We start from the raw sequence: 24,562 nt of genomic DNA, 5'->3' as shown, positions 1-24,562 counted from the left end.
AGATAACTTCCTTTCGTAATTCCATTAGTTTAAACCAGCAAAACAAAGGCATGATATGATTATTTTCGCATACTTTGGCGTACAGGCATAGCGAAAGGGCAGCATGTCGGCTGCCCTTCTGAGAATGAATGAGATGATCGCTATGTTATAAATGGCATGTTTTATAGTCACAGGCTACATATCATTTAACGAGTAACCGTGCACCGTGACTTTTACTGCCGCACGAATTGATGTTTAATCCAATCAACTATTTACCTAGTTAGGTCAGACCTACGTTATGGCATAGATGCATAACTAGTACTCCGTCTCTCCGGGCTCATTTACTCTGCCGGTTGCTGCGTGTTTTTCTCATTACCGCTAGCCGTCTTGTCTTCTTTGGCTTTTTCGTCTTCCGTCTTGGCTGGCGGGTGAATGATGTCTTGAACATGCTGTTTCAACTTTTCTTCACTGGTCACCGTCAAGACTTGTGCACCGCCAGGTGTGCGTTCTTCTTTCAACAGGTTCATTGGTGGAACTTGCTCACTGCCATTCATACTGCTCTGGTAACCAAGCCCGCCCAGCTTCCACATGTCGGAAAGCGTCAGGTTGGTATCTACATACGGGCTAACTTGTTCCAGAATGGAAGGTAGTTTGGCAATCGTTGTTGTGGACTGCATTTTGGCCGTCACGGCTTTGAGCAGCTCCCGCTGACGTTCCGAACGTGCGAAGTCGGACATCGCATCATGACGGAAACGAACATACATCAAGGCTGTTTTACCGTCGAGATGCTGGTAGCCTTTTTTCAGATCAATATCGTACTCATTGTTGTCGGCTTTACTCACATAATGCATGTCCTTCTCGACATCAAAGTCTACACCGCCAACCGCATCGACAAGTTTGATGAATCCCTGGAAATCGGTATACACATAATATTGAACAGGGATACCGAGCAAGTCACTTGCGGCTTCCATCGCTACGTTCGGACCGTGGGTAATCGCGGTGTTAATGCGATCTTTACCATATCCGTCGATATTGATGTAAGTGTCCCGCAGAATGGAGAAGAGATTGATTTTTTTGGTCAGCGGGTCAAGTGATACCACCATCATGCTGTCGGAACGGGGCACTTCACCCTTTTTCAGACCGCGGGCATCAACACCCATAACCAATATGTTCACGGTCTCGGTACCTTCCCATTTCGGAGGGTCGGGTGTCTTCACTTTCTCTACATTTTCAATATTGGCAAATGGCGAATCCTCGCCTTTCTTCTGCAATCCATCCAACTGATTAAGAATAGAACCGAAATAGTAGGCCACTGCCCCTCCAACAATTAACACGAAGGCGGCAAGAGAGATCCATAGGGTTCTCTTCGTCTTTCTGGTCATGCTAGCGCTCCTTTGTATTTGAGATAAAAAATAAACGATTTCAGTACATGTAAAGTTGCGTTGAGTTAGCGTATAAGTCGAAGCTTTCCGTTCGCTTCCCCTCCGAAGCTCAAGGCAGAGGAGGCCACTTCGAACTATTTTTTAAAGCTTGCTGAATTTTGACTGTTACTATTATAATTTCTTTTTGGGCTACAAGCAATTTCAACAAAATCCAAGTGAGGTATAAACATGCTGGCGATTGATGTAAAAGATTTGCGAAAGTCGTTTAACGTCCAGAAAAGCCGAGGTGGGCTGAAGGGCGCGTTTCAGGATCTGTTCAAACGTCAATACCAGGAAGTATTGGCTGTGAATGATATTTCATTTCAAATACCGCAAGGTGAAATCTGCGGATATATTGGAGAGAACGGTGCCGGCAAATCAACAACGATCAAGATGTTGACCGGCATTTTGGTGCCTACATCCGGGCATTTATCGGTAGGTGGGTATGTTCCGTATCAGGAACGGGAGAAGTTTGTCAAAAATATTGGTGTAGTGTTTGGACAACGTAGCCAGTTATGGTGGGATATCGGTGTCATTGAATCTTTTCATCTCCTACGCAAAGTATATCGTGTTGGGGAGCAGGACTTCCGCAAACGGCTGGACGAGCTGGTCGAGCGTCTGCAATTGCAGGAACTGCTCAGTCGCCCGGTGCGTAAGCTCAGTCTCGGTCAGCGGATGCGCTGTGAACTGGTGGCGGCCTTACTGCACAATCCAGGCATTGTGTTCCTGGATGAACCGACCATTGGTCTGGATATCGTGGTGAAGTCGGAAATCCGCGAATTCCTGAAAGACATGAATGAGCAGCATGGTACAACCATCCTGCTTACGACACATGACTTGCAGGATATCGAAGCTTTGTGTTCGCGTGTCATCATGCTGGATGCGGGAAGTATCATCTATGATGGAGGACTGGATCACCTCAAATCCCAGTGGGGCACGGAGCGTGAGGTTCGGTTCAAATTCGGTACAGGTCACACGATGACTCAGATGCAGGAATGGACAGCGGCGATGCCTGTGCGGTGGACCGTAGAGAATGAGTTGTCTGCTTCGGTGTGGATTCCGCTGGAGCTGAACGTTTCCGATGTACTGGCACGTGTGGTGGGACAGGCAGATATTACGGATATTCAGATCATTGAGACCAACACGGATGAGATTGTGCGCAGCATCTACCAGTCTGGTTCTGCCGAACGCCCGGAGATCGTGTCCGCAGATAAAGAAGCGGTAGGTGCTACCTAAGATGAACAGTGCATTTATCGATTTTATGCGCATTCGTTTTCTGACGATGCTCGCGTATCGGGTGAATTATTATTCCGGCATTTTGATATATACGCTGAATATTGGCGTGTATTACTTTACGTGGCAAGCTATTTATGGCAACAGCGGAGAGATTGGCGGATTCACGGCAGCACAGATGACAACGTATGTTGCCGTCTCTTGGATGGCGCGTGCGTTTTACTTTAACAATCTGGACCGGGAAATTGCCGCGGACATTCGGGATGGCTCCATTGCGATTCAGTTTATCCGGCCGATTAACTATGTGATGGTCAAAATGATGCAGGGGCTTGGCGAAGGTATTTTCCGCTTCTTGCTGCTCATGATTCCGGGCATGATTATTGCCATCCTGCTGTTCCCGGTGGAGCTTCCAACAGCGCCTTCGGCATGGATCGGTTTTCTCGTCATGCTGTTCTTCAGCTTCATCATTAATTCCCAGATTAATGTCATTACGGGACTGGCGGCGTTTTTTGTGGAAAATAACGAAGGCATGATGCGCATGAAACGTGTGGTCGTCGATCTGTTTTCGGGCCTGATCATTCCAATCAGTTTGTACCCGGACTGGTTGTCCACAATTATGAAGGTGCTACCGTTTCAGGCGATCACGTATCTGCCCGGTTCGGTCTTCACTGGCAGAGTGGAAGGCACGGGCATTTGGAATGTACTCGGGATTCAGGTGCTCTGGTTTGTCCTGCTGCTTATACCCATGGTGCTAATCTGGCGGCAGGCGCGCAAGCGTCTGTTCGTGCAAGGGGGATGAGCGAATGTACTATATGGGTCTAATCTGGGAATATTTGAAAAATTACATGAAGACACGTCTGACATACCGAGCCGACTTCTGGGTTGAGATTATCTCGGATCTGCTGTTTCAGGCGACCAATCTGATCTTTATCTTTGTCGTTTTCCGGCATACAGATAGCCTTGGTGGCTGGAGTGAGGCGGAAGTGTTGTTTGTTTACGGGTACTTTATGGTGCCGTACGGCATCTTTAGCTGTTTTATCAACCTGTGGGGGTTCAGCGAGCGTTACATTGTCAAAGGTGAGATGGATCGCATTCTGACAAGACCGGCACACAACCTGTTTCAGATTCTGCTGGAAAACGTAGACCCGCCCTCCCTTGTAGGTTCGTTCATCGGGTTAATCATTATGACCATCAGTGGAGCAGAGATGGGGCTTGTACTGGAATGGTGGCACATCCCTGCATTGATTATATTGGCACTAAGTTCAGTGCTAATCTATGCAGGCATCTATACCACATTGACGTCACTATCCTTTTACTCGGATGCACCGACAGGGATTTTGCCGCTAATGTACAATATCCAAGGATACGGTCGCTATCCGGTAACGATCTATAACAGAGCCATTCAGGTGCTGCTCACCTGGATCATCCCGTTTGCCTTTGTTGGCATCTATCCGGCAGCACTGTTCCTTGATCGAGCGGAGATGCATCGGATGGCTTTGCTCACTCCGGTCATGGGGCTTGTCTTTGCAACGATTGGGCTTACCCTGTGGAACTTCGGTGTGAAGCGGTATCGGGGAGCGGGGTCTTGATCCTGCTTACAGGATTACTTCACGCAAATCTGAAGGATCATATAACTTGAATTCCAAGGAGGACATGAAAATGACTTTAACAGAAGGTGTACAAGTTCCGGATTTTGAATTGCCATCAAGCACGGGTGAGTCTGTGAAGCTGTCTGATTTTCGCGGCAAGCGAGTTCTGATTTACTTTTATCCGAAAGATATGACGTCGTCTTGCACGCAACAAGCCTGTGACTTTCGGGATCGACATGAGGATTTTCAAGGGCTGAATACAGTCATCCTGGGAATCAGCACTGATCCGATGAAGCAACATGATAAGTTTATTGCCAAATACGGATTACCTTTTATCCTGTTATCGGATGAAGAGCACACGGTTGCCAAGCAGTTTGGCGCATGGCAGCTGAAGAAGATGTACGGCAAGGAGTACATGGGCATTGTGCGTTCCACCTTCCTGCTGGATGAAGAGGGCAAGCTGATTAAACAATGGACGAAGGTACGTGTGAAGGGACATATCGAAGAGGCATTGGAGACGGTAAAAGGGCTGTAATCCATCGGTTCCGATCTTGTGAAAATAAAACGAGCCATGCACGAAGCGTGTATGGTCAAAAATAATAAACAGGCTACATCTATGGACACCACTCCCATTGAGATGTAGCCTGTTTATTTCTGCGAAAGAGTACTTGCATTATTACGTTGTTTAAATCGACCTTTTATAAGGTGAATCAGTAGTAGGAAAGCTGGAATGACAATACTGACCGTAAAATCCCAATCGAACCAGGCGTACATGATGCCGAGGGTGTAGAAGAGGACATCCGGCGAAATCACAATAGCCATACCGAATAATAAGAGCATCGTTGGCAGAATTAACGGCTGGTAAGATTTGAGACGACACAGTTGTGCAAGTCCAAGAATGAATCCAAACGTGTATAGCGAAGTTTTAAAGTAAGTAGACACGAGCCAAGCTGTCGAAGAGATGGCTTCGATTCGTTGAACGAAGCCGCCAATGTTAATCTTTTGTGCAAGAATATACGATACATAAATATTATGCTGAGTCAGTTCAGCCCCAAGTACAAGTAGCGAGGTAAGGAGTATGAGGGTTAGCATGATTCCTGCAAGTAATGCGGCTAATAATAGGTCTCGCCGCTTATGCACGCCGTGAGTAATATAGGGATAAATCATGGTGATGATAATGAGTTCTCCATATGAAGCTGTAGCCCCTCGAACGCTCCCGCTTATAAATGAAAACAGGGGAGTATCAAAGAAAGGCTGGATGTTCGCTACTTCCATTTTGGGAAGCAAACAAAGCATTAGGATAATCAAGCTGATCATAACGAAGGGGGCCAGAATCTCTGCCATTTTACCGAACGTGCCCAATCCTTTCAGTGCGGACCAACCTAGGGTTATAACAAAAAGAAGAATGATAGCCCGAATGGGGGTATGGAGATAAACCTGGGTTGTCATAAAATCTCCAACTTCACGGATACATATAGCTGAACCCATCAGAAAATAAAACAGATATGCGGCAGCCAAAATTGCACCTATCCATTTACCAAGTGCTTTGGAACAGATCTCGATGAGTGTAAGTCCGGGGTAAGCTTGATGCAGCTTATAGGAAAGCCATAAGATCGACATGCCGATCCCTTGGGAGACGATCGAGCAAATCCAGGCATCCTGTCTTCCAGAGTAAGTAAGTAATGTCGGGTAGATTAGCATCATATCTCCAATCATGCCCATAAAGGCAAGGACTGCAAATTGCCGCACGGTAAGTCTCTCTTTGATGAGCATGATCTGTACCCTCCTTCGATTATCTTTAAGTTCTGCCTTTATTAAATGATAATTTGGACTTGATTTGATGAATGATTAACAGCAGGACAGGTAAGATCAGACTCACCGTTAAATCCCACTCCAGCCAATAGGGAATGACCGTTGTGTTAAAAAAAACGATATTGGGTGTCACGAGGTTAGACAGCGCATATACAATCAGTACGCATGGCAGAATGAGAAAATGGTAGCTCTTGAGGCGAAAAAGTTCAGCGATACCAAGAACAAAGGCATACAGATAAACGGTGGATTTAAAATAGGTGGATATCAGCCAGGACGAGGCCATGAGCACTTCAATTCGTTGAAAGAAGTTGGCTATATTGATTTTTTGGACTAATACAAATGAACCAAAGATCGTGTGCTGTGTAAGAAAAAGTCCCACTACCAGCATGGAGATCGTCACCAGAATAGCCATGAGCAGATTGCCAAATCCGGCAGATATCATAAGATCACGAGTACGATGGGCTTCTTGATTTGCATAGGGGAGGATCATCAGAATGGGAAGGGCTTCACCAACCGGATAGATAAAACCGATCACAATCCCATGCGTAAACTGGCTGAAGGTGGTGTCCGTAAAGGGTACAAGCTGGTTTAATTGTACCTCGGGCAACAAAAAGACCACTAAAACAAACATAAAAATAGTAATGATGGGCACGAGAATTTCACTGCTTCGCCCAATGCTTTCTAGTCCGTTATACAGTGCCCAACCGATGGGAATGAGAAAAATCAGAAGTACAGCCCGAATGGGGGTATACAAAAAAATCTGACTGGTCATGAAATCACCAACGACCCGAGATTGTGCTGCAGAGCTAAAAATAAAATACATCAGGTAGAACAGGGATAACACCGTACCTGGCCAAAATCCAAGGATTTTGCGAAAAACGCCAATCAAATTTTCATTGGGATACGTGTCTGCAAGTTTGACGAAAAGATACATCAACCCCATGCCAAGAGGAACACCGATAAAAGCATAAAGCCAAGCATTTTGCCCCGAAAAGGTTGCGATAACCGAGGGGTAGATCATCATCATGTCACCGGCAATGATCAAAATAGTCAAGATACATAATTGTCTAATGCCAAGGCGACCTTGTTCCAGCATGTTGTCAACTCCCTTTTGGCTAGCTCCCTGTAATATAGGCCAGTAATTGATTCACGGGTTTGTAAATCCAGATGATAATGTATAGCGGGCTTGGAAACTCCCATAGATTCACCGCGACAACACCAAAAAAGGTGCCTGTCAGCAGTAAACAGGAATAGACGGTGATTTCTTTCCATTCCTTCTTTTTCCATAACTTGGGTAGATCAATCACCCCCATCAGGCACCCGACAATGACAACTGCAATCGATAGCAGCAAGCGTGCTCACTCCTTGGCTTTTTTATTAAATGAATTATCCAACGTCCCTATACGACGGATCTGTACGTTTGCTTCATATGTGACGTCTAAATTTTGAAAGTACTTATCCCAGTTCTTTTCTTCTCTTTTGTAGATTTTCGGGTACTTGTGATAAATGTCTTGTCCAAAACCGAAGATATCCACTTTATATTTGCTGCGAACGAGACTCACCGTACCTTTCATCAGTTCAACGATCCGATCTTGCGCCAGTTCTTCCAATTGTTTGATGGCTTCCATGGAACCGATCTCCATATCACAATCTACGGAACCAATAACGGAGACGGTGTTGACTTTCAGACTGATTTGAGGTTCGCCCCGAACCAGTTTGACTTTGTGGTCGGTGGAGGTACGCAACGTTTTCAGGGTGACATAACCTCCTTTTGGACATTTGGTTGGGCCAATCGTTGATTTCACGTTGTCACGAATATAGTTGTAGCCTTTGGAGTCATCCTCACTAAGCCAACCGATCAGTTTGTCTTTTTGAAACACGCTAAGACCAGCGAATTGAAGAGTAGCCGGAGGTTCTATGCTCTGGACATTTTTGGTCTCACCGCTTTTCTCTTGATCTCCAATAAGCTCAATACCAGTAATAACAGGGGACATGCTGGGTGTGAGAATATACTGCATCAGCTTGTCACTGGTCACGGTTGTCGTTGGAGCCCAGCTTTTAGCAGAAATATCGAGTGCATTGAACAGTTTTTCTGACGGAAGATTTTCTAGTGGTGTGAGTACGTTCAAAATGTTAGAAGCGGTTGTTTTGCGAGCTATCATTACATAATAGTCCGGACGCACGTCAGGCTCTCTTAAAAGAGCTTCGATCACATCGTATATACCGTTTTTGCGTGCAAACTCTTCTCCGAAAACCAACACCCGGATATGAGCCATAAAAATGGCACGAGGGCTTGTCTGGGTAAGCTTCTGAATAGCCTCCAGCAGTGTGCGGGCGCTGGCTTGATATTGGGTAACGGGTGTTCCATTGCCGCCTTGACCTTTGGCGACTTCACGAGGCACAACAACCTGTGCACTAACTCTGATCTGGTCACCGTCTCGGTCTACACCCAGACCCAGCATAATCCCGAGCTGATTCAGCTCCTGGCGATCCCAACACCCGCTTAGTAACGGCAATATAACGATGAGGGATAGCATGATACGTAAACATTTCATCATAACCTTTTCTCCTGCCTTCACTAACGCTTGTTTTTTTTACGTTTCTGCCTCGTTACGTTCGAAGTGCCGTTTGATAATGGGCGAGTTTTCATATGCGACCAGGGAACACGGAACAGCGTATCTTTCAGATCATTCTGAATGAAAGGCGCAAAAGGAGACATGTAAGAGATCCCAAAAGAGCGCAAGCTGCAAAGGTGAGTCAGCGTAATGAGTAGCAGAATCAGAATGCCATAGAAACCAAACGCCGCCGCTGCTATCATCAGAATAAAACGCAAAATACGAACCGAAATAGATAATCCGTTCTCAGGAATGACATAGCTGGAAATGGCAGTGATAGAAACAATAATAACCATCGCTGCAGACACAACGCCTGCCTCTACCGCGGCCTGCCCGATAACAAGTGTGCCTACGATGGATACGGCCTGTCCGACCGTTCTCGGAATTCGAATGCCCGCTTCTCGCAAAATTTCGTAGGTCAGTTCCATCAGAACGGCTTCAATAAAAGCTGGAAAGGGGACACCTTCCCGTTGTGCAGCCAGACTGATCAACAAGGTAGTTGGTAACATCTCCTGATGAAATGTCGAAATAGCGATATAAAAGGATGGGGCTAGCATGGCAATCAGAAACGACAAATATCGCAACAAGCGAACAAGAGAGCTGATGTCGGCACGCTGATAATAATCTTCAGGAGATTGAAAAAAGTGCATGAATAATGCAGGCACAAGCAGAACAAACGGTGTGCCATCTATGATGATGCCAACTCGCCCTTCAAGCAGTGCAGCACATATCGTATCCGGGCGTTCGCTGTTGTAGACCGTCGGAAAGATCGTCATGGTTTTGTCCTGAATCAGTTCCTCGATGTACCCGCTCTCCAGAATACTATCGATATCAATCTCACCCAGCCGTCTGCGAAGCTCATCAACGACATCTTCGTTAACGGTATGCTCCAGATATACGACCGCCACTCGGGTTTTGGTGACCCGTCCAATCTCATGCTCCTCGATCCAAAGCTGCGGATCACGAATCCGCTTGCGAATCAGTGCGGTATTCGTACGCAAGTTTTCCGTAAAACCTTCCATTGGACCACGCACAACGGTTTGCGAAACGGGTTCACCTACAGGGCGGTCTTCCCAACCGGCAGCGCCGATTTTGAGTCCCCGAGTAGAGCCATCCAGTAGCAGAATGGCTTCACCGGCCAGCATGGCTTTCAACACATCATCCATGTCATCAATGAACATCACATCACTAGCGGTAAGAACGTCGTTTTGGAGATAACTTAAATGTTCGTCGTCCGCTGAGAAATCAGGCAGGTTGCGTTCTTGCATCAAGGGTTGAAGAACGGCCTGATTGACCACTTTGGTATCGACGAGCCCATCAATGTATAACAGCATGGAAGGCCATTTGTGCAGGCTCTGCAATGGACGAATCATCAAGTCATTGCTATTCCCCATCATCTTTTTGCAGTAGGCAATATTTTCAGCCAGATTTGGATGAATGGCCTGCGTTTTGTGTGCTATTTGTGTATCTGTAGCCATCCAGTTCTCCCCCTCACCCATCCTTTATTTGCAAGTAGTATGACCGGGAGTGTTTTAGTTTATGAAAAAAATATGAATGAAAGGATATCTGGTCTTTATATCCCAATAAAAGCAAACAAAAAGAAGCCGCATATTCACGGCTTCTGTATTTTTAAGGTTCAATGGACGCATCATTAGTCCGCATTTTGTTTTTGACGCTGACGAACAGGGAGGCGCTTGCGACGGTAACGTGCAAACAAGGCTTGACGGTAACGATAGAGGATGCCAGCGATCACAAGCAATGCAACGAAGGCAAGAATGTATGCCGTATATTGATGAGCCAGTGAGAATACCACGCTCCAGCTAGGACCAAACACTTTGCCGATTCCCAGGAATAACACCACCCAGAATAAAGCACCAGAATAAGCGTACAGAGCGAACTTGCGAAACGGAATCGCGGCAATACCGGAGAAATAACCGGTGAAATGGCGGACGCCGGGGATGAAATATCCGATGAATATCAGACCATTGCCATATTTGGCAAACCACTTTTGCGTTTTATCCAGCTTGTCCGGTTTGAGTAAAACCCACTTTCCATATTTAATGATAAAAGGAATACCGGCTTTGGCCCCAATAAAATACGTAATAGTCATGCCAATCGTTGTCCCGAGAAACGCCAAAATGATGAGTGTTCCGAAATCAAGCTGTCCTCTGTAGGACAGGTAACCTGCATAAGCCATCGTTGTTTCGCCCGGGAAGGGAAGTGCGATAAACTCCAGCAACAGGCCGAAGAACAATACACTGTATCCGTAAGACCCGAATAGTTGCTGGACCTTCTCAAGTAATTCCAATAGATTCACACTCCTGGTGGTGTCATATGAATCAGGCCTTCGAGGTAGAGACATGCCCGTTTCATGTTCGTTATTTCCTAATGCTACCGAATTGCGAATGAAGAATCAATGTCCCCGTATCGAAGCCAAGTGTTTTTGTTGCAAATATTTGTTGCAAATAATAGATGAAATGATGTCTTTTTTATGATCTGCCTCCATATAATTCTAACAAATCTGCTGAAGTCTATCAGCAAATTCAATAGAGTGCTGGAGGGTGAATTACAAATGGCGCAGGAATCTCACGAAATGACGCAACGAAATGGGCAACTTATGGCGCAGCAAACTTCAACTCGTTCCTGTGGGAGAGTACGTGTGTGGAAGTGTTTATCTATATGGTTCACACTTGCTACATTACTGCTGACAGATATGTTCGGAGCAAGCGTGCCGTCTGCCGCAGCAGCGGGGAAAAGTAAAACATCAGACAAGGTTGTCTATTTGAGCTTTGACGATGGCCCGGGCAAACATACGTCTGAGGTATTGAATATTTTACGCGATGAGCATGTTCCTGCTACTTTTTATGTGCTGGGAGAGCATGCAGAATGTATGCCGGGAATGATCAAAAGAATCGTAAGTGAAGGACATGCCATCGGCAATCATACATATAACCATGAATACAACGAGTTGTACCGGAACTTTGAAACGTTCTGGCAGCAGATTAAGCGCACGGAAGATATCATTAACAACATTGTGGGTTTTCGCCCTGCACTTGTCAGAGCGCCTGGTGGAACATACGGACATTTTGACCATACGTATTTTGATCTGTTGAAAAAGGGAGGATACGCTGTCATGGACTGGAACGTAGACAGCGGTGATTCCAAGCGGAGAAATGTGCCCGCTAGCGACATCGTCGCTCGTGCAACTGATGTGCCAGCAGGAATGTCTTCTGCTGTTGTGCTGATGCATGATGGAGGTGCGCATGCCGAGACAGTAAAGGCACTGCCGGATATCATTCAATACTACAAACAGCAGGGGTACCGTTTTGAAGTGATGCAGGCTTCAGACAAACCTGTTCAATTCCAGGTCAAACCTGCGGTGAAATATAAGGTTCGCCAGTCTCCATCTGCTAGCTGGATTACCAAACATGTAAACACAAACGCTGCGCAATGGATCGTAGCCAAACCGCTCAAAATTGAATTGGGATATATGACCGTCGAACTCAAGCCGGACGAATATCGCTTCAAAGACCAGACGATAATGGTTCCCTTGCGAAGTTATATGAACAAGCTGGGAGGCAGTATAAGCTGGGATCAAACCTCAGGTATTGCAACCACATGGTGGAAGGATCGCATAGTCCAAATTAATCCGGCGATGGGTACATTGACGTCCAAACGATTGAATATTCAGGATGGCCTGACGGTTCAAGCTGTGATGGAGAGCCGTGAAGGCACGATCTGGGTATCAGCAGGTGATTTGATAGAGCAGCTTGGAGCAAAGCAGTATACAGTCCAATCCAAGAACAGTGAGTGGGTAATTACCGTGGAGCCACCTTGGACGTCTATGGAGCATGGACATTTTTATAGCATAATTTGAAAGAAACAGCAGTTCATCTGACTATTCTCTCTACTTCCGGGCAACAATGAATCATAGATTATGATAATCACGATTCATAGGCAAGGAAGGAGAGTGTGGTTCACGTGACCAGAGTGCGAATAGAGCATGATCATGCTACCGAACTGTTAAAAAGGCTCAGCGATCGAATTGCTGATGTAATCATTGGCAAGAAACAGGAAATTCAATATATCATTGCCGCAATGCTTAGTGAAGGCCATGTTCTGTTGGAGGACGTACCGGGTACAGGAAAAACGATGCTGATTCGCACCGTGGCTTCATCTTTAAGCTGTGCGATGGGGCGTATTCAATGTACATCCGATGTCATGCCAGCCGATGTGACGGGTGTATCTATATATCACGCTCCTACAGGAGAGTTTAGCTTCAGGCCCGGACCGCTGATGAACAATATCGTGCTTGCGGATGAGATTAATCGGGCATCTCCCCGTACACAGTCTTCGTTATTGGAAGCCATGGAGGAACGCAGTGTGACCGTAGACGGCACAACTCACGTATTGCCAAAGCCGTTTCTGCTGCTTGCAACACAGAACCCGTTGCAGTTTGAAGGCACCTATCGTTTGCCGGAAGCGCAGTTGGATCGCTTCATGATGCGGATTACACTGGGATATCCTGAGCCGGAGCAGGAGGTAGAACTGCTTTCTCGTGAGCGTAGCAAGGATATGTTAGAGAACATGCGTCCGATTATGCTGGCTGAAGAAGTGGTGGCCATGCAACGTGAAGTGAGGCAGGTACATGTGGATGCCGTGATCAAGCAATATCTTGTCGCTGTCGCTGTGGCTACGAGAAGTCATGACGCCGTAAGACTGGGCATCAGTCCCCGGGGAACGCTGGCCTGGATGACGGCTGTGCAGGCATATGCCTACTTACAAGGTCGCAGTTACGTTGTGCCAGATGATGTGCAATCCCTCGCTGTACCGGTTCTCGCCCACCGAATTCAGTTGAAATCAATGAACAGAGCGGATGGAAGCGCAGTTCAAGAGCAAGTCATCCGTGAAGTATTGTCGTCTGTTCCTGTACCCGTGCAGATGAGTGGGCAGGGAAGGGGACGACGCGCATGAGAGGGTTTCGCGGAAGTATAGCTCATATGTTAATGGCTGTTCTTCTGGGTGGTCTCTATTTCTGGCATGGTGGAAAATCAGCGTTGTTCTTGGCAACGGTATCCGTGCTTGTTGTGGTATATGGAATACTCCTACGTGTGTTTGGTCCCCGTCAGATTGTTATCAACAGACACTTACGACAAGGGCAGATCACAGCGGGAGAAAGCATCCGCGTTCGGGTTGAGTTACAGATGAGGTGTCCGCTTCCACTATTATGGCTCGTGGTATGTGATAACACCCCTGGGGGTATACATCGTAAATTGCTTTTTCCAGGTTTGAAAAGACGATGGTCTTATCAGTATGAGATAACAGGTCTTACCCGAGGAGTGCATGTTTGGCAGGAAGGGCGAGTATACTGGGGCGATATTTTTGGGTGGAGCAGAGCCTACGCCACAATTAAGGGTGAAGAGCCTGTTGTGGTGGTGCCCGGGACCGGGAATGCTACAACACCAATCTGGCCGGAAGCCTGGACGGGTCATGGCGAAGGCGTGGGTGTGCAACATCCATTGCAAGGTATACCCGGAACAGAAATTCGTGAATATCAACACGGGGATCCGTTTAACCGAATTCATTGGAAGAGCGCGGCGAGAAGCGGAAAGTTGCATACGCTGCTTCCTGATATGCCACAAAGTACCTCACTCGCGATCATGGTATACGAAGAGTGCTCAGGATATGAGGGGGTTGGGGCGGGAGAACGTAGCCAGGAAATTCATCAGGAAAGGCAGGAATTGTTCGAACGAGCAGTGCTCGGTGCGGCGAGTTGGGTACGTGAGGCAACAGATGCACAAATGCCTTGTGAGCTTTGGTTAAGTGGAGATGAGCTTGCAAGTAAACATGACATGTCGTTAGAAGAGGATGCAAGGCATGAAGCACAAACAAACCGTAGTCGGAATGATGCTGGTGGAAGCCGGAGTGTTCATGGGCAACAAGCCAACAGTCTGGATCATGCGTTAAGACGGCTTGCTTATGCACGTTTACATCAGGAACAGGGATCGATTGGAGAGCAACTTGGCGTTGACAGACTGGAGCATCTTTCATACGGGTCAAGTATTCTGGTCTTTACCGGACAGCTGGATGAACGTTTGGTTGCATGGCTTGAATATGCGTCGGCACTTGGCTTCCAGGCGAGAGTCCATCTAACCATGAACGGACAGATGAGAGGCACGGCGGGTGACGGGAAGGAACAATCTGGTGCATCAGCTGTGCTGAGTCCGTCAGTAGTACAGGCGAATCGTTCGCAAGTGTGGACTGAACGCCTTGTATCCAAAGGGGTAAAAATTGTCTATCAGGAGTCTATTGGAACCGTTGGGTCTTGGCATGGCGGAAAGGCAGGGATTGTTGATGTGGGAGCGTAAAATGAAACAGCAGCCCGAATCTGTAGTTCTGTCTGAACAGGCAGTGCAGACACAGCGATCGGAATTAAATTCGCCGTTATTTTCGTCTATGTATCTAACAACTCCTGTGTTATATCTATGGCTTATCACAGTGGGATTGCTCATATTGTGTATGGAATGGATATATCCTGTGACATCTGGTGATCAAGAAGGCAGTGAGCGATTTTCGGCTGTCATGGCTGGCTATTCAGCCATCCTTCTATCCGTTGGCCTGCTGCGTACAGGCTGGATGGGCAGCATTGCGCTACGCATCCCTATGATATACGTTGCACTGTGTGTAATGTACGGAGGCAGTCATCCGATCGAATGGGGCTTATCCTACCCGGGGATACTTAATGCTGATCTGGGACAGTGGATCGATACAGGACGTTTTCGTGTGATGAGCAGGGAAACCAGAGGATTATTCATGTTGTGCGGCTGGAGCATGTTGCTCGCCTCGGTACAGTACCTCGTATTGCTTCGTCGTAGCATATCTCTGTTTGGCACGGGAACATTAGTTTATCTGATCCTGCTGGAGATTGTTGTCGGATATGATGCTTATGGCTCGGTGGTTCGTTCGGTATGCTGGCTGCTGTGCATTCAGGGCATGCTTCACCTGCTGCGCCTTTCGGAAGGCACAGGTCATGAACGAAATGCGCAGGATCAGAAAAGTGCACATGAAACTGAAAATCGAGGCATGATCCAAGGTGTACTTCAAGGTACAAACGAAGGTGCAAACCAGAGTATAAAGCAAAATACACACCAGAGTACAAACCAAGGCGAAAACCAAGGTGTATACCCAAGTGATCGCAGAAAGGTGGCACAACGTAACAAGAACAGCTCTAATCGGATACGAAGTAAGATTTATCTATATTGGATGGCTGTATCTGTGGGCACGGCGGTCTGTGTGGTGTTGATATCTACACTTCCTGCACGGCTCAGTGTTGTGTCACCTGCCGGACAACTCTCTGTTATGGATACGGTCGAACGTTTGGCTAGATGGGCAGGATACATTCCTTCAGGCAGTGTACCGGCTTCGCTGAGTGTGACGGGATATAGCACCGTTGATGCGCCAATGGGGGCACCCCTGGTACAAGGAAATGAACCTGTATTTGTGGCAAAAACGCCTGTCTCTACGTATTGGCGCGGGGAGACTCGTTCCTACTACAATGGAAGTGCCTGGAGTGATACGGAGCAGCGCTTCCGTTATGTTAACTCATCGGGTCTGCTACGTTCCGATGGATGGGAGGAGCATCCGTACTGGCAGCGTGTTCGTCAGATCATCACGATGGAACGGGAGTGGCGTGGTCCGAATCCGCTTTTTACGGGAGGGTTGCCGGTAAGTTTGTCTTTTCAAGATGGTGATGTCCTTAATAAAAAGAATGAAAAGAGACTGCTCTCTAATGAAGATACGGGCACCTTGTGGCTTGCAGGAGGAAGAGACAGGAATGAGCTTGTCCAGCATTATGCGGTAGATGTGATGGTTCCGAATGTGACAGCAGAACAGCTTCGACAGCGTGTAGGGATGGATGGGAAGAGTGCTGGCAAGGAAGGCAAGGACAGTAAGGATGACAAGAAGAATTTTAGCGTGAGCGAACAGAAGCATGCTGGAGTGAATAATCCATCCGATCCTGCCTCTATTCGCCGAAAGGATCTACAGCTTCCAGATACACTTCCGCAAAGGGTAAGGGATCTTGCTACCGAGATTATCGGTTCAAGTACAACACGGTACGATGCTGTACAGGCCGTGCGCAGTTATCTGAAAGCGAACGCCCGGTACACGCTGGATACCCGAATGCCGCCACGAGGGACGGATTTTGTGGATGATTTTTTATTTGTGACCCGTGCGGGGTATTGTAACCATTTTTCCACCGCCATGGTTGTGTTACTTCGTGCCGAGGGGATACCGGCACGCTGGGTGAAAGGCTACGCCTCAGGACAAGCGGACCCGCAGAACCCGGGGCAAGTGGTTGTCACCCAGGGGGATGCCCATTCCTGGGTGGAGGTGTATTTTCCCGGCGTGGGCTGGGTGCCGTTTGAGGCTACGCCGGGGTTTGATTCGGCGCAGGCTCTGGATGCCAGTGCCGCAGGGGTCGCCTTGGCACAGCCAGGCGACGAAGCCCCGCTGCCGGGTACAGGCAGCGGGCTGGAACGTGCGGGCGCTTGGCTTGCCGCTCACGCACGTTCCCTTGTCGCGGCGCCGTGGGCGGCCGCGACGGCACTTGCGGCAGCGGCGCTGCTGTGCGCCGCTGCATGGGCCTGCGCGCGGCGGCTTCGCCCCGCGCTGCAGCTTAGGCTGCTGCTGGCGTGGCCGCGCAGCAGCTTCCCGGACCGCGAGCGGCTGCTGCAGGCTGCCGCTCCGGTCTGGAACGCGCTTGCGCGCCGGTACGGCCCGCGGCCGCCGGGCATGACGCTGCGGGAATACGCAGCGTCACCCGCCGTGGCCGCGGGCACGGACGGCGCGGACATCGCGCGCTTTGCAGCCGACTGGGAGCGGCTGCTATACGGGCCAGACCGTCCGCTACGTGCGGACAGTCTCGATTTCTTGCGCCGGGCACTTCGCCTGGCCCGGCACTCCCCCAGACGTCAGCGCTAAGTCATGACCAGTCTCGTTTGCCCAAGGGTGAACGAGATTTTTCTTATTTAAACCAACACTCTATCAAATTGCAAACGGAGCGAATGCATGGTGCGCTAGGTTATCTTTCCCCTGCTCGTTTTGCGAAGAAATTTACGGACGAATCCGTCGCGTAAGTGTCTACTTTCTTGACATTGGTCCAGACAATAGTCTATTTTCAAACCTCAGTGGCCCGAGATTAGACTTCACAATCTCTAACGATCACCAGCGACGCTATTTAGCCCTTTTTTGCCAGTCTAAAATTCTAACGATCACCAGAAACCTTATTTACTTGAAAAGACGACATTTTCGCCAGTTTTTGGGCGTTTTAGTCCAAATAGCGCTTCTGAGGATCGTTAGATTTTCAAGCACTACTTAGAGTGCAAAATAAGGTTCGGTGTGATCGTTAGCGTGTTCAATATCATTCGGGGATGCCAGCAGCACATTTGATGCTTAGATGTGATACTCGAACTCGATACCAAAACTCCATAGCAAACTTTATACTCAAACTAACCAAGTCACCACCTCCGTTAGCACGATATCTTTAGATGGCTCTTATTCTACATATCCGGCGGATGAAATCGGTTCTTTTATCCAATTATAAGAGGACATAAGGGGTGGAGCATATGTGCAGACAATATTGAACAAAAGTGCATCCAGGAGATTCGAGTTCGAGAATGGCAGGGACTGTCGCCTGATGTCACACCGTCGCACTATGTGCCTGAAAAATGGAGTTTTGTCTTTCCTTGACGGTAGGTTTTGTCGTTGCGTATAATTAGTTTCATTAATTGAGGGAGGCACGGTAATGAATAAGCAAAATGAAATTGTGGTTGTCCTTGACTTTGGAGGCCAATACAACCAGTTAATCGCCAGAAGAATCCGGGATCTTGGCGTATACAGCGAGCTTTTGCCATATAACACACCTGCGGAGAAAATTGCCGAATTGGCGCCAAAAGGAATCGTATTCTCCGGCGGTCCATCCAGCGTATACGCTGAGAATGCACCACACGTTGATCCGGGTGTCTACGATCTTGGACTGCCAATCTTCGGAATCTGTTATGGCATGCAACTGATGGCACAGCAGCTTGAGGGGAAAGTAGAGCGCTCCGAGAAGCGTGAATATGGTAAAGCTGATCTGGCGTTTGCCGAAGGTGCTGCACTGGCTAAAGGCATTGAAGGTGAACATACCGTATGGATGAGTCACGGTGACCACGTTGTCACATTGCCTCCGGGTTTCAAACTGGATGCAGGCACGGAAAGTGCGCCAATCGCTGCGATGAGTAACGACGAGCGCAAATTGTATGCAGTGCAGTTCCACCCGGAAGTACGTCACTCCGTTCGCGGTAACGAGATGATTCGCAACTTCCTGTTCGAAATCTGTGGTTGCGAAGGCAACTGGACGATGGAAACCTTTATTGATGACACGATTAGAGATATTCGTGAAAAAGTGGGCGACGGCAAAGTACTGTGCGCACTCAGCGGTGGTGTGGATTCTTCCGTTGTGGCAGCATTGCTGCACAAGGCGATCGGCGATCAGCTGACATGTATGTTTATCGACCACGGTTTGCTACGTAAAGGTGAAGCAGAGAGTGTAATGGAGACGTTTGTTGGCAAGTTCGATATGAAGGTTGTCAAAATCGATGCACAAGAACGTTTCATGTCCAAGCTGGCTGGCGTGGATGATCCGGAACAAAAACGTAAAATTATCGGTAACGAATTTATTTACGTATTTGATGAAGAGTCCAAGCAGTTCGATGACTTCGAATTCCTGGCTCAAGGTACACTGTATACGGACATCGTAGAGAGTGGTACGGCTACGGCACAGACAATCAAATCCCACCACAACGTGGGCGGTCTGCCGGAAGACATGAACTTCAAGCTGATCGAGCCTTTGAATACACTATTTAAAGACGAAGTACGTAAAGTAGGTACGGAGTGTGGCTTGCCGGACGAAATCGTACACCGTCAGCCTTTCCCTGGTCCGGGTCTCGCGATCCGTGTACTTGGCGAAGTGACGGAAGAGAAACTGAAAATTGTTCGTGATTCCGACTACATCCTGCGTGAAGAAATCGCCAAAGCCGGTCTTGACCGCGAAATCTGGCAATACTTCACCGCCCTGCCTAACATGAAGAGTGTTGGCGTTATGGGTGACGCGCGTACGTATTCCTACACGGTAGGTATCCGTGCCGTAACATCCATCGATGGCATGACTGCCGACTGGGCCCGTATTCCTTGGGATGTGCTGGAGAAAATCTCTGTACGGATCGTTAACGAAGTGGACAACGTCAACCGTATCGTCTATGACGTAACTTCTAAACCGCCTGCAACGATTGAGTGGGAATAGGATAAAATTATATTATTGCATTGAACTTGTGCTCTCTACTATCCTTGTAGTATTAATGGATGTAGAGAGCATTTTATTTAGTAAATGGAATTTTTTACAGTTTCGATTCAAGTTTCTTTGATTTTTACCGATAATATTGTTGAGTGGGGGGGATGTTAATTGAGAATAATGCACAATATTGCTGCAATGAAAAGTCTGAATCAATTAAATAATAATACTAAAGCCAGTTCAAAATCACTATCAAAATTGTCAACGGGTTTGAAGATTAATCAAGCAGCAGATGATGCTGCTGGACTTGTAATCTCAGAAAAAATGCGCGCGCAGATCCGAGGATTAGCTCAAGCGAGTAGAAATATAATGGATGGTGTTTCTCTGGTTCAAACGGCCGAAGGGGCACTTGGTAGTATCCAAGACCCTAATCTTTTAAGGCTTAAAGAACTTGCTGTTCAATCTGCAAATGGAACATTAACGGACGCCGATCGTAAAATGATTCAATTAGAGACAGAACAAATTAAGCAAGATATAAATGAAATCGCTAATAATACATATTTTAATGGAATTAAGTTGCTTAACGATGAGGCTGAAATACTCGAACCAATAAAGGGTGAGGTAAAGCTTAATTGGACTTATAATGCAGGTAGCAGGGAGCTGTCTAAAACTGCAGATGGAGGTTATATTGGAGTTAGTGGATCGGGCAGTTATTTCAAGATAAATAGTGAAGGAGTACCCTTATGGTATGAATCGTTTACTTCCCTAAGAGTAGAAAGTATAAAGGAAACGAGAGATGGAGGTTATATTGTTTTAGCTAACAAATCATTGGCACCTGATGATGAAAAAATACAGATTATTAAACTAGATAGAAATTTAAACCGACAATGGGATTCTAGCATATCTGGAATATATACGATTGAAGGAAAAGAAGTTATTGAAACCAAGGATGGATCGTTTGTTGTTGCAGGAATTGGTTCAGGTATACAAAATTGGGACGGTATTGTTGCTAAATTTGATAGCATGGGTGTACAAATAGCGACTTCTGTTAATGGATCATCTCAATCCGTTCCTGTGGGGTATGGAGGAGACGAGTTCAGTAAAATTATTGAAACCGCTGATGGTGGTTTTTTAGCTGTCGGTAAATCTAGTCTGAAAATTGGAAGTGTTTATTCAGATGACTCAAGTTGGATCATGAAATATGATAAGGATTTAAGACCGCAATGGGATCTAAGGGTGGGATCCACAGGGGATGATGAAGGACTGGATGCAATTGCAACAAGTGACGGTGGGGCAATCATTGTAGGTTCATATAACGATTCCACAAAAAGAAGTGGATTAATATACAAGGTAGATCAAGCGGGGAATATTGTTTGGCAAAAAAACATGTCTAACCAAACGTCTCAAGATAGTGTATTACATAGTATTGTACAAGGAACCGATGGCAACTACGTAGTCGCAGGAAGACTGGATGGAAAATATCACATATCCATGTTTAATTCTAGTGGGACGGAACTTGCTGTATTTGCTATTGAAGGTGGTTCTGACTATTCACATAGTTACAGTTTGATAGGCAATACCGATGGAAGTTTTACAATGTCCAGTCTAGATACACTGGTTAGCAACGACATTATTAATTTTAATTTGGAGAATATATCTCTACCTCGTAGAACTCTTGAATTACAAGTAGGTCCCAATCATGGGGAAACGTTTCATATTTCCTTAACAGATGCTCGGACGAAAGCGCTTGGTATTGATGATATCAATCTGGATACAAAGGATAACGCAAATGCAGCACTTTTAAAAATTGATCAAGCGATGCACCTTGTTTCTAGAGAACGTTCGAAATTTGGAGCTTACCAGAATGCTTTGGACCATATACACAATAATACATCGAACTATGAACTTAACATTACTTCGGCAGAGTCTCGAATTAGAGATACTGATATGGCCACTGAAATGATGAAGTTTACGCAAAAAAATATTTTGTCCCAAGCAGCGCAAGCTATGCTCGCACAAGCTAATTCACAACCGCAGGAGATCTTGCAATTATTAAAATAAGGAGTTAATTTGTGTTTTAACTTCATTTCATCCTCCTTTCAAGCATCATAGGTCTGATAGAGTGAATCTCATTCATAAAACATAATCGAGGTTAGCATACCTGATACAGCCTATATTAAGATCATGGGCTTTGCCTTTATTCAGAATGAAGGGTAAGCTTCCCCTATCACAAAAATTTATAAATAAATGTAGCCACCTTGTGTATTGATGCAATGATAAATGGGGTGGCTTTTGATTTGTCTAATTAGAACTAATCTTAAATGTAGTCCTGAAAATATGTACATATTCTTGTTTGTATACACTATCAACTGTACTTGGAATTGGTTTGTAAATCGCTAAACTGGTTCAATCTGGCATATAATACGAACGTTAATCTGGACATCTAATATAAACATTCGTTTTTATCATTGACAAAATAGAAGCTCCCTCCTAAAATGATGATGGGAAACAAACAAATAGCGCATACTAATTCGTATAATCCTGGGGATTGGCCCGGGAGTCTCTACGAGATCACCCTAATGATCTGGCTACGAAGAGGAGCAGGCTAAGCACATGAATTCTACATGACTGCGGTGGGACATCACCCGCGCACATTAGAATTTTTTTTGTTCTTGGTCAACGGGCCGTGTGCCTGCTTCTGGTCAAGCTGAACTCTGGGGAAAGTACTTCTCAGGGTCATTTGTCGTTTTTCAATATAACTTATGGCTTCAACATCTCTAAGGAGGAGTTAGTGAATTATGGATCGTTTCTTTAAACTCAAAGAAAACGGAACAAATGTTAGAACGGAGATTGTTGCGGGTCTGACCACCTTTATGACAATGGCTTACATTCTTTTTGTAAACACATTGTTCTTGGGACAAAATGGGGCAGGGATGTCCGACAATGCAGTATTCTTTGCAACAGCTGTCGGCGCTGGATTGATGACAATAATTATGGGGTTGTTCGTGAACGTTCCGATTGCGCTTGCTCCGGGTATGGGATTGAATGCATACTTTATGACCGTAGTTCTGAGTTCGAATGGTGCAATCAGCTGGCAGGCAGCCCTCGGTGCTGTATTCCTTTCGGGTATCGTGTTCATTATTCTGACCGTGACCCGAGTTCGGCAAATGCTGCTTGTTGCAGTTCCACAATCCATTAAAATGGCAATCACCGTAGGTATCGGTCTTTTTATTACGATTATCGGTTTTAAACTCGCCAATCTGGTGGCAGTTACCGTGAATGTTGCACCGGATGCAGATTTGAGCCAGCCGATTCCAGGAAGCAGCTTTAACTTGTCTCTTGGGAACTTTATTACACATCATGATGCATTACTCGCTTTGATTGGTTTGCTACTGATTGCGGTCCTTATGGTAATGCGTGTTAAAGGGGCTTTGTTGATTGGTATCGTAGCAACAACGCTGATTGGTATTCCGATGGGGGTAACCAATTTGAGTGGCCTGTCCAGTGCAAGCTGGCTGCCTAACTTCAGTGACCTGGCTGTCGGGCAACTTGATCTGAAAGGTGCGATTAGCCTTGGATTGTTCGAAATCATCTTCATTTTCACATTCGTTGAACTGTTTGATACCTTCGGTACGATGGTTGGAACGGCAACACGTATGGGGATTATGAAGGATAAAGCCAAAGGTGAGAAAACGATTGGTAAAGCCATGCTCGTCGATGCTGTCGGTGTCAGCGCAGGTGCGGCACTGGGTACAAGTACGATTACGGCTTATGTTGAAAGTGCTTCGGGTGTTGAAGCTGGTGGGCGTACAGGGTTAACCTCCGTAACGACAGGTTTGTTGTTCATTCTTGCTTTGTTTATCGCGCCACTTGCTTTGGTTGTTCCTTCTGCGGCAACGGCTCCGGCTCTGATTATTGTAGGGGTACTTATGATGAGCCAAGTTCGTAGTATTGAGTGGGATGATTTTCTGCAGGCTTTCCCTGCATTCCTTACTATTGTACTGATGCCATTTACAGGTGGGATTGCGAACGGGATCTCTGCAGGTATCGTATCCTATGTTATTTTGGCTGTGTTCAGTAATTTGGTTACTGAGCGTAAAGTGAAAATACATTGGTTGATGTGGGTTCTGGCCGTTATCGTTATATGCCGTTACGTGTTTATCGGCGGAGAATAAATTTTGGTTTGTATATGAAGAAAGCGGAGCTACGATATCACATCGAGCTTCGCTTTTGTTGTTTCTTCTATATAAGAGTTTGAAACGTGAGGTGAAAAGTGGATCAGTTCAGAACCTTTTAGTTGCTCTAACTCAGAGATAAAGAGTCGTATTATGAAATGATATGGTCATTCAAATGGAAAAGATAATTCCGGACAACGGTGAGAATAAGTAGAAACGTATTTGGGAGAGGGTGCTGTAAAGTCGACCTGAAATGCATGTTCTCGTGAAAATGATGAAATGTTCAGATGTTTTAAAATAATGCTTTACATGTGGTGGTGATACGTGGTATATTCTTATTCCGGCCAAGAAAACACAGTTTACACGGTGCGGCAAGCAAATCAAAATAAGCTTCGAAAGAAACTCA

The 24,562-nt window shown here is 46.4% G+C and carries 18 protein-coding genes and 1 riboswitch; of the genes, 11 read left to right on the top strand and 7 right to left on the bottom strand.

Annotated features, from left to right (window positions below; genetic code table 11):
* Positions 1-320 precede the first annotated feature (320 nt).
* Positions 321-1,361, bottom strand: a complete 1,041-nt coding sequence (locus Q9R46_RS23185; RefSeq protein WP_145336196.1) for an LCP family protein — start codon at positions 1,359-1,361, stop codon at positions 321-323.
* 228 nt (positions 1,362-1,589) lie between these two features.
* Between Q9R46_RS23185 and Q9R46_RS23180 the strand changes: the two genes are divergently transcribed.
* The 4 genes from Q9R46_RS23180 to bcp all read left to right on the top strand — a co-directional run bounded on the left by Q9R46_RS23180 (position 1,590) and on the right by bcp (position 4,757).
* Complete coding sequence (locus Q9R46_RS23180; protein WP_090924538.1) at positions 1,590-2,636, top strand: ABC transporter ATP-binding protein; 1,047 nt, start codon at positions 1,590-1,592, stop codon at positions 2,634-2,636.
* A 1-nt stretch (position 2,637) separates the two neighbouring features.
* Positions 2,638-3,432 carry an ABC transporter permease gene (locus tag Q9R46_RS23175; protein WP_311281967.1) on the top strand — a complete coding sequence of 265 codons (795 nt, stop codon included), beginning with the start codon at positions 2,638-2,640 and terminating at the stop codon, positions 3,430-3,432.
* 4 nt (positions 3,433-3,436) lie between these two features.
* Entirely contained in the window at positions 3,437-4,222 is a 786-nt protein-coding gene (locus Q9R46_RS23170) for an ABC transporter permease (RefSeq protein WP_311281966.1), read from the top strand.
* A 64-nt stretch (positions 4,223-4,286) separates the two neighbouring features.
* Positions 4,287-4,757, top strand: coding sequence for a thioredoxin-dependent thiol peroxidase (gene bcp / locus Q9R46_RS23165; RefSeq protein WP_397386409.1), 471 nt, complete (start codon positions 4,287-4,289; stop codon positions 4,755-4,757).
* Positions 4,758-4,870: 113 nt separating this feature from the next.
* Here bcp and Q9R46_RS23160 read toward each other — a convergent pair whose 3' ends face one another.
* From Q9R46_RS23160 to Q9R46_RS23135, 6 genes are all read right to left on the bottom strand, one after another.
* Positions 4,871-5,995, bottom strand: coding sequence for a GerAB/ArcD/ProY family transporter (locus tag Q9R46_RS23160; protein ID WP_311281964.1), 1,125 nt, complete (start codon positions 5,993-5,995; stop codon positions 4,871-4,873).
* A gap of 25 nt (positions 5,996-6,020) precedes the next feature.
* Positions 6,021-7,130, bottom strand: a complete 1,110-nt coding sequence (locus Q9R46_RS23155; protein ID WP_311281963.1) for a GerAB/ArcD/ProY family transporter — start codon at positions 7,128-7,130, stop codon at positions 6,021-6,023.
* A 19-nt stretch (positions 7,131-7,149) separates the two neighbouring features.
* Positions 7,150-7,386 (bottom strand): hypothetical protein, encoded by a 237-nt coding sequence (locus Q9R46_RS23150; RefSeq protein ID WP_154891948.1) that lies wholly within the window; start codon positions 7,384-7,386, stop codon positions 7,150-7,152.
* A gap of 6 nt (positions 7,387-7,392) precedes the next feature.
* Positions 7,393-8,592 carry a Ger(x)C family spore germination protein gene (locus Q9R46_RS23145; RefSeq protein ID WP_311281962.1) on the bottom strand — a complete coding sequence of 400 codons (1,200 nt, stop codon included), beginning with the start codon at positions 8,590-8,592 and terminating at the stop codon, positions 7,393-7,395.
* Positions 8,593-8,612: 20 nt separating this feature from the next.
* Positions 8,613-10,127: a spore germination protein gene (locus tag Q9R46_RS23140; protein ID WP_311281961.1), complete on the bottom strand. Its 1,515-nt coding sequence runs from the start codon at positions 10,125-10,127 to the stop codon at positions 8,613-8,615.
* Between the two features lie 173 nt (positions 10,128-10,300).
* Positions 10,301-10,957: a DedA family protein gene (locus Q9R46_RS23135; RefSeq protein WP_311281960.1), complete on the bottom strand. Its 657-nt coding sequence runs from the start codon at positions 10,955-10,957 to the stop codon at positions 10,301-10,303.
* A 264-nt stretch (positions 10,958-11,221) separates the two neighbouring features.
* Between Q9R46_RS23135 and Q9R46_RS23130 the strand changes: the two genes are divergently transcribed.
* From Q9R46_RS23130 to Q9R46_RS23100, 7 genes are all read left to right on the top strand, one after another.
* Complete coding sequence (locus Q9R46_RS23130) at positions 11,222-12,526, top strand: polysaccharide deacetylase family protein (protein ID WP_311281959.1); 1,305 nt, start codon at positions 11,222-11,224, stop codon at positions 12,524-12,526.
* A gap of 104 nt (positions 12,527-12,630) precedes the next feature.
* Positions 12,631-13,623, top strand: coding sequence for an AAA family ATPase (locus Q9R46_RS23125; protein WP_311281958.1), 993 nt, complete (start codon positions 12,631-12,633; stop codon positions 13,621-13,623).
* Positions 13,620-15,017 carry a DUF58 domain-containing protein gene (locus Q9R46_RS23120; RefSeq protein ID WP_311281957.1) on the top strand — a complete coding sequence of 466 codons (1,398 nt, stop codon included), beginning with the start codon at positions 13,620-13,622 and terminating at the stop codon, positions 15,015-15,017. Before Q9R46_RS23125 ends, Q9R46_RS23120 begins: the two co-directional genes overlap by 4 nt.
* Positions 14,959-17,631: a DUF4129 domain-containing transglutaminase family protein gene (locus Q9R46_RS23115; RefSeq protein WP_311281956.1), complete on the top strand. Its 2,673-nt coding sequence runs from the start codon at positions 14,959-14,961 to the stop codon at positions 17,629-17,631. Before Q9R46_RS23120 ends, Q9R46_RS23115 begins: the two co-directional genes overlap by 59 nt.
* 823 nt (positions 17,632-18,454) lie before the next feature.
* Complete coding sequence (guaA, locus tag Q9R46_RS23110; RefSeq protein ID WP_311281955.1) at positions 18,455-19,993, top strand: glutamine-hydrolyzing GMP synthase; 1,539 nt, start codon at positions 18,455-18,457, stop codon at positions 19,991-19,993.
* Between the two features lie 168 nt (positions 19,994-20,161).
* Positions 20,162-22,042: a flagellin gene (locus tag Q9R46_RS23105; protein WP_311282029.1), complete on the top strand. Its 1,881-nt coding sequence runs from the start codon at positions 20,162-20,164 to the stop codon at positions 22,040-22,042.
* Positions 22,043-22,492: 450 nt separating this feature from the next.
* Positions 22,493-22,592, top strand: a riboswitch (purine riboswitch).
* Between the two features lie 187 nt (positions 22,593-22,779).
* Positions 22,780-24,156, top strand: a complete 1,377-nt coding sequence (locus Q9R46_RS23100) for an NCS2 family permease (protein ID WP_145336233.1) — start codon at positions 22,780-22,782, stop codon at positions 24,154-24,156.
* The last annotated feature ends 406 nt before the right edge of the window (positions 24,157-24,562 follow it).

The organism is Paenibacillus sp. RRE4 (genome assembly GCF_031844205.1).
In the GTDB taxonomy this organism is placed as follows: Bacteria; Bacillota; Bacilli; order Paenibacillales; family Paenibacillaceae; genus Paenibacillus; species Paenibacillus xylanexedens_B.
The sequence above is the reverse complement of the archived record's forward strand: the minus strand, read 5'-3'. Positions and strand labels throughout refer to the sequence as shown.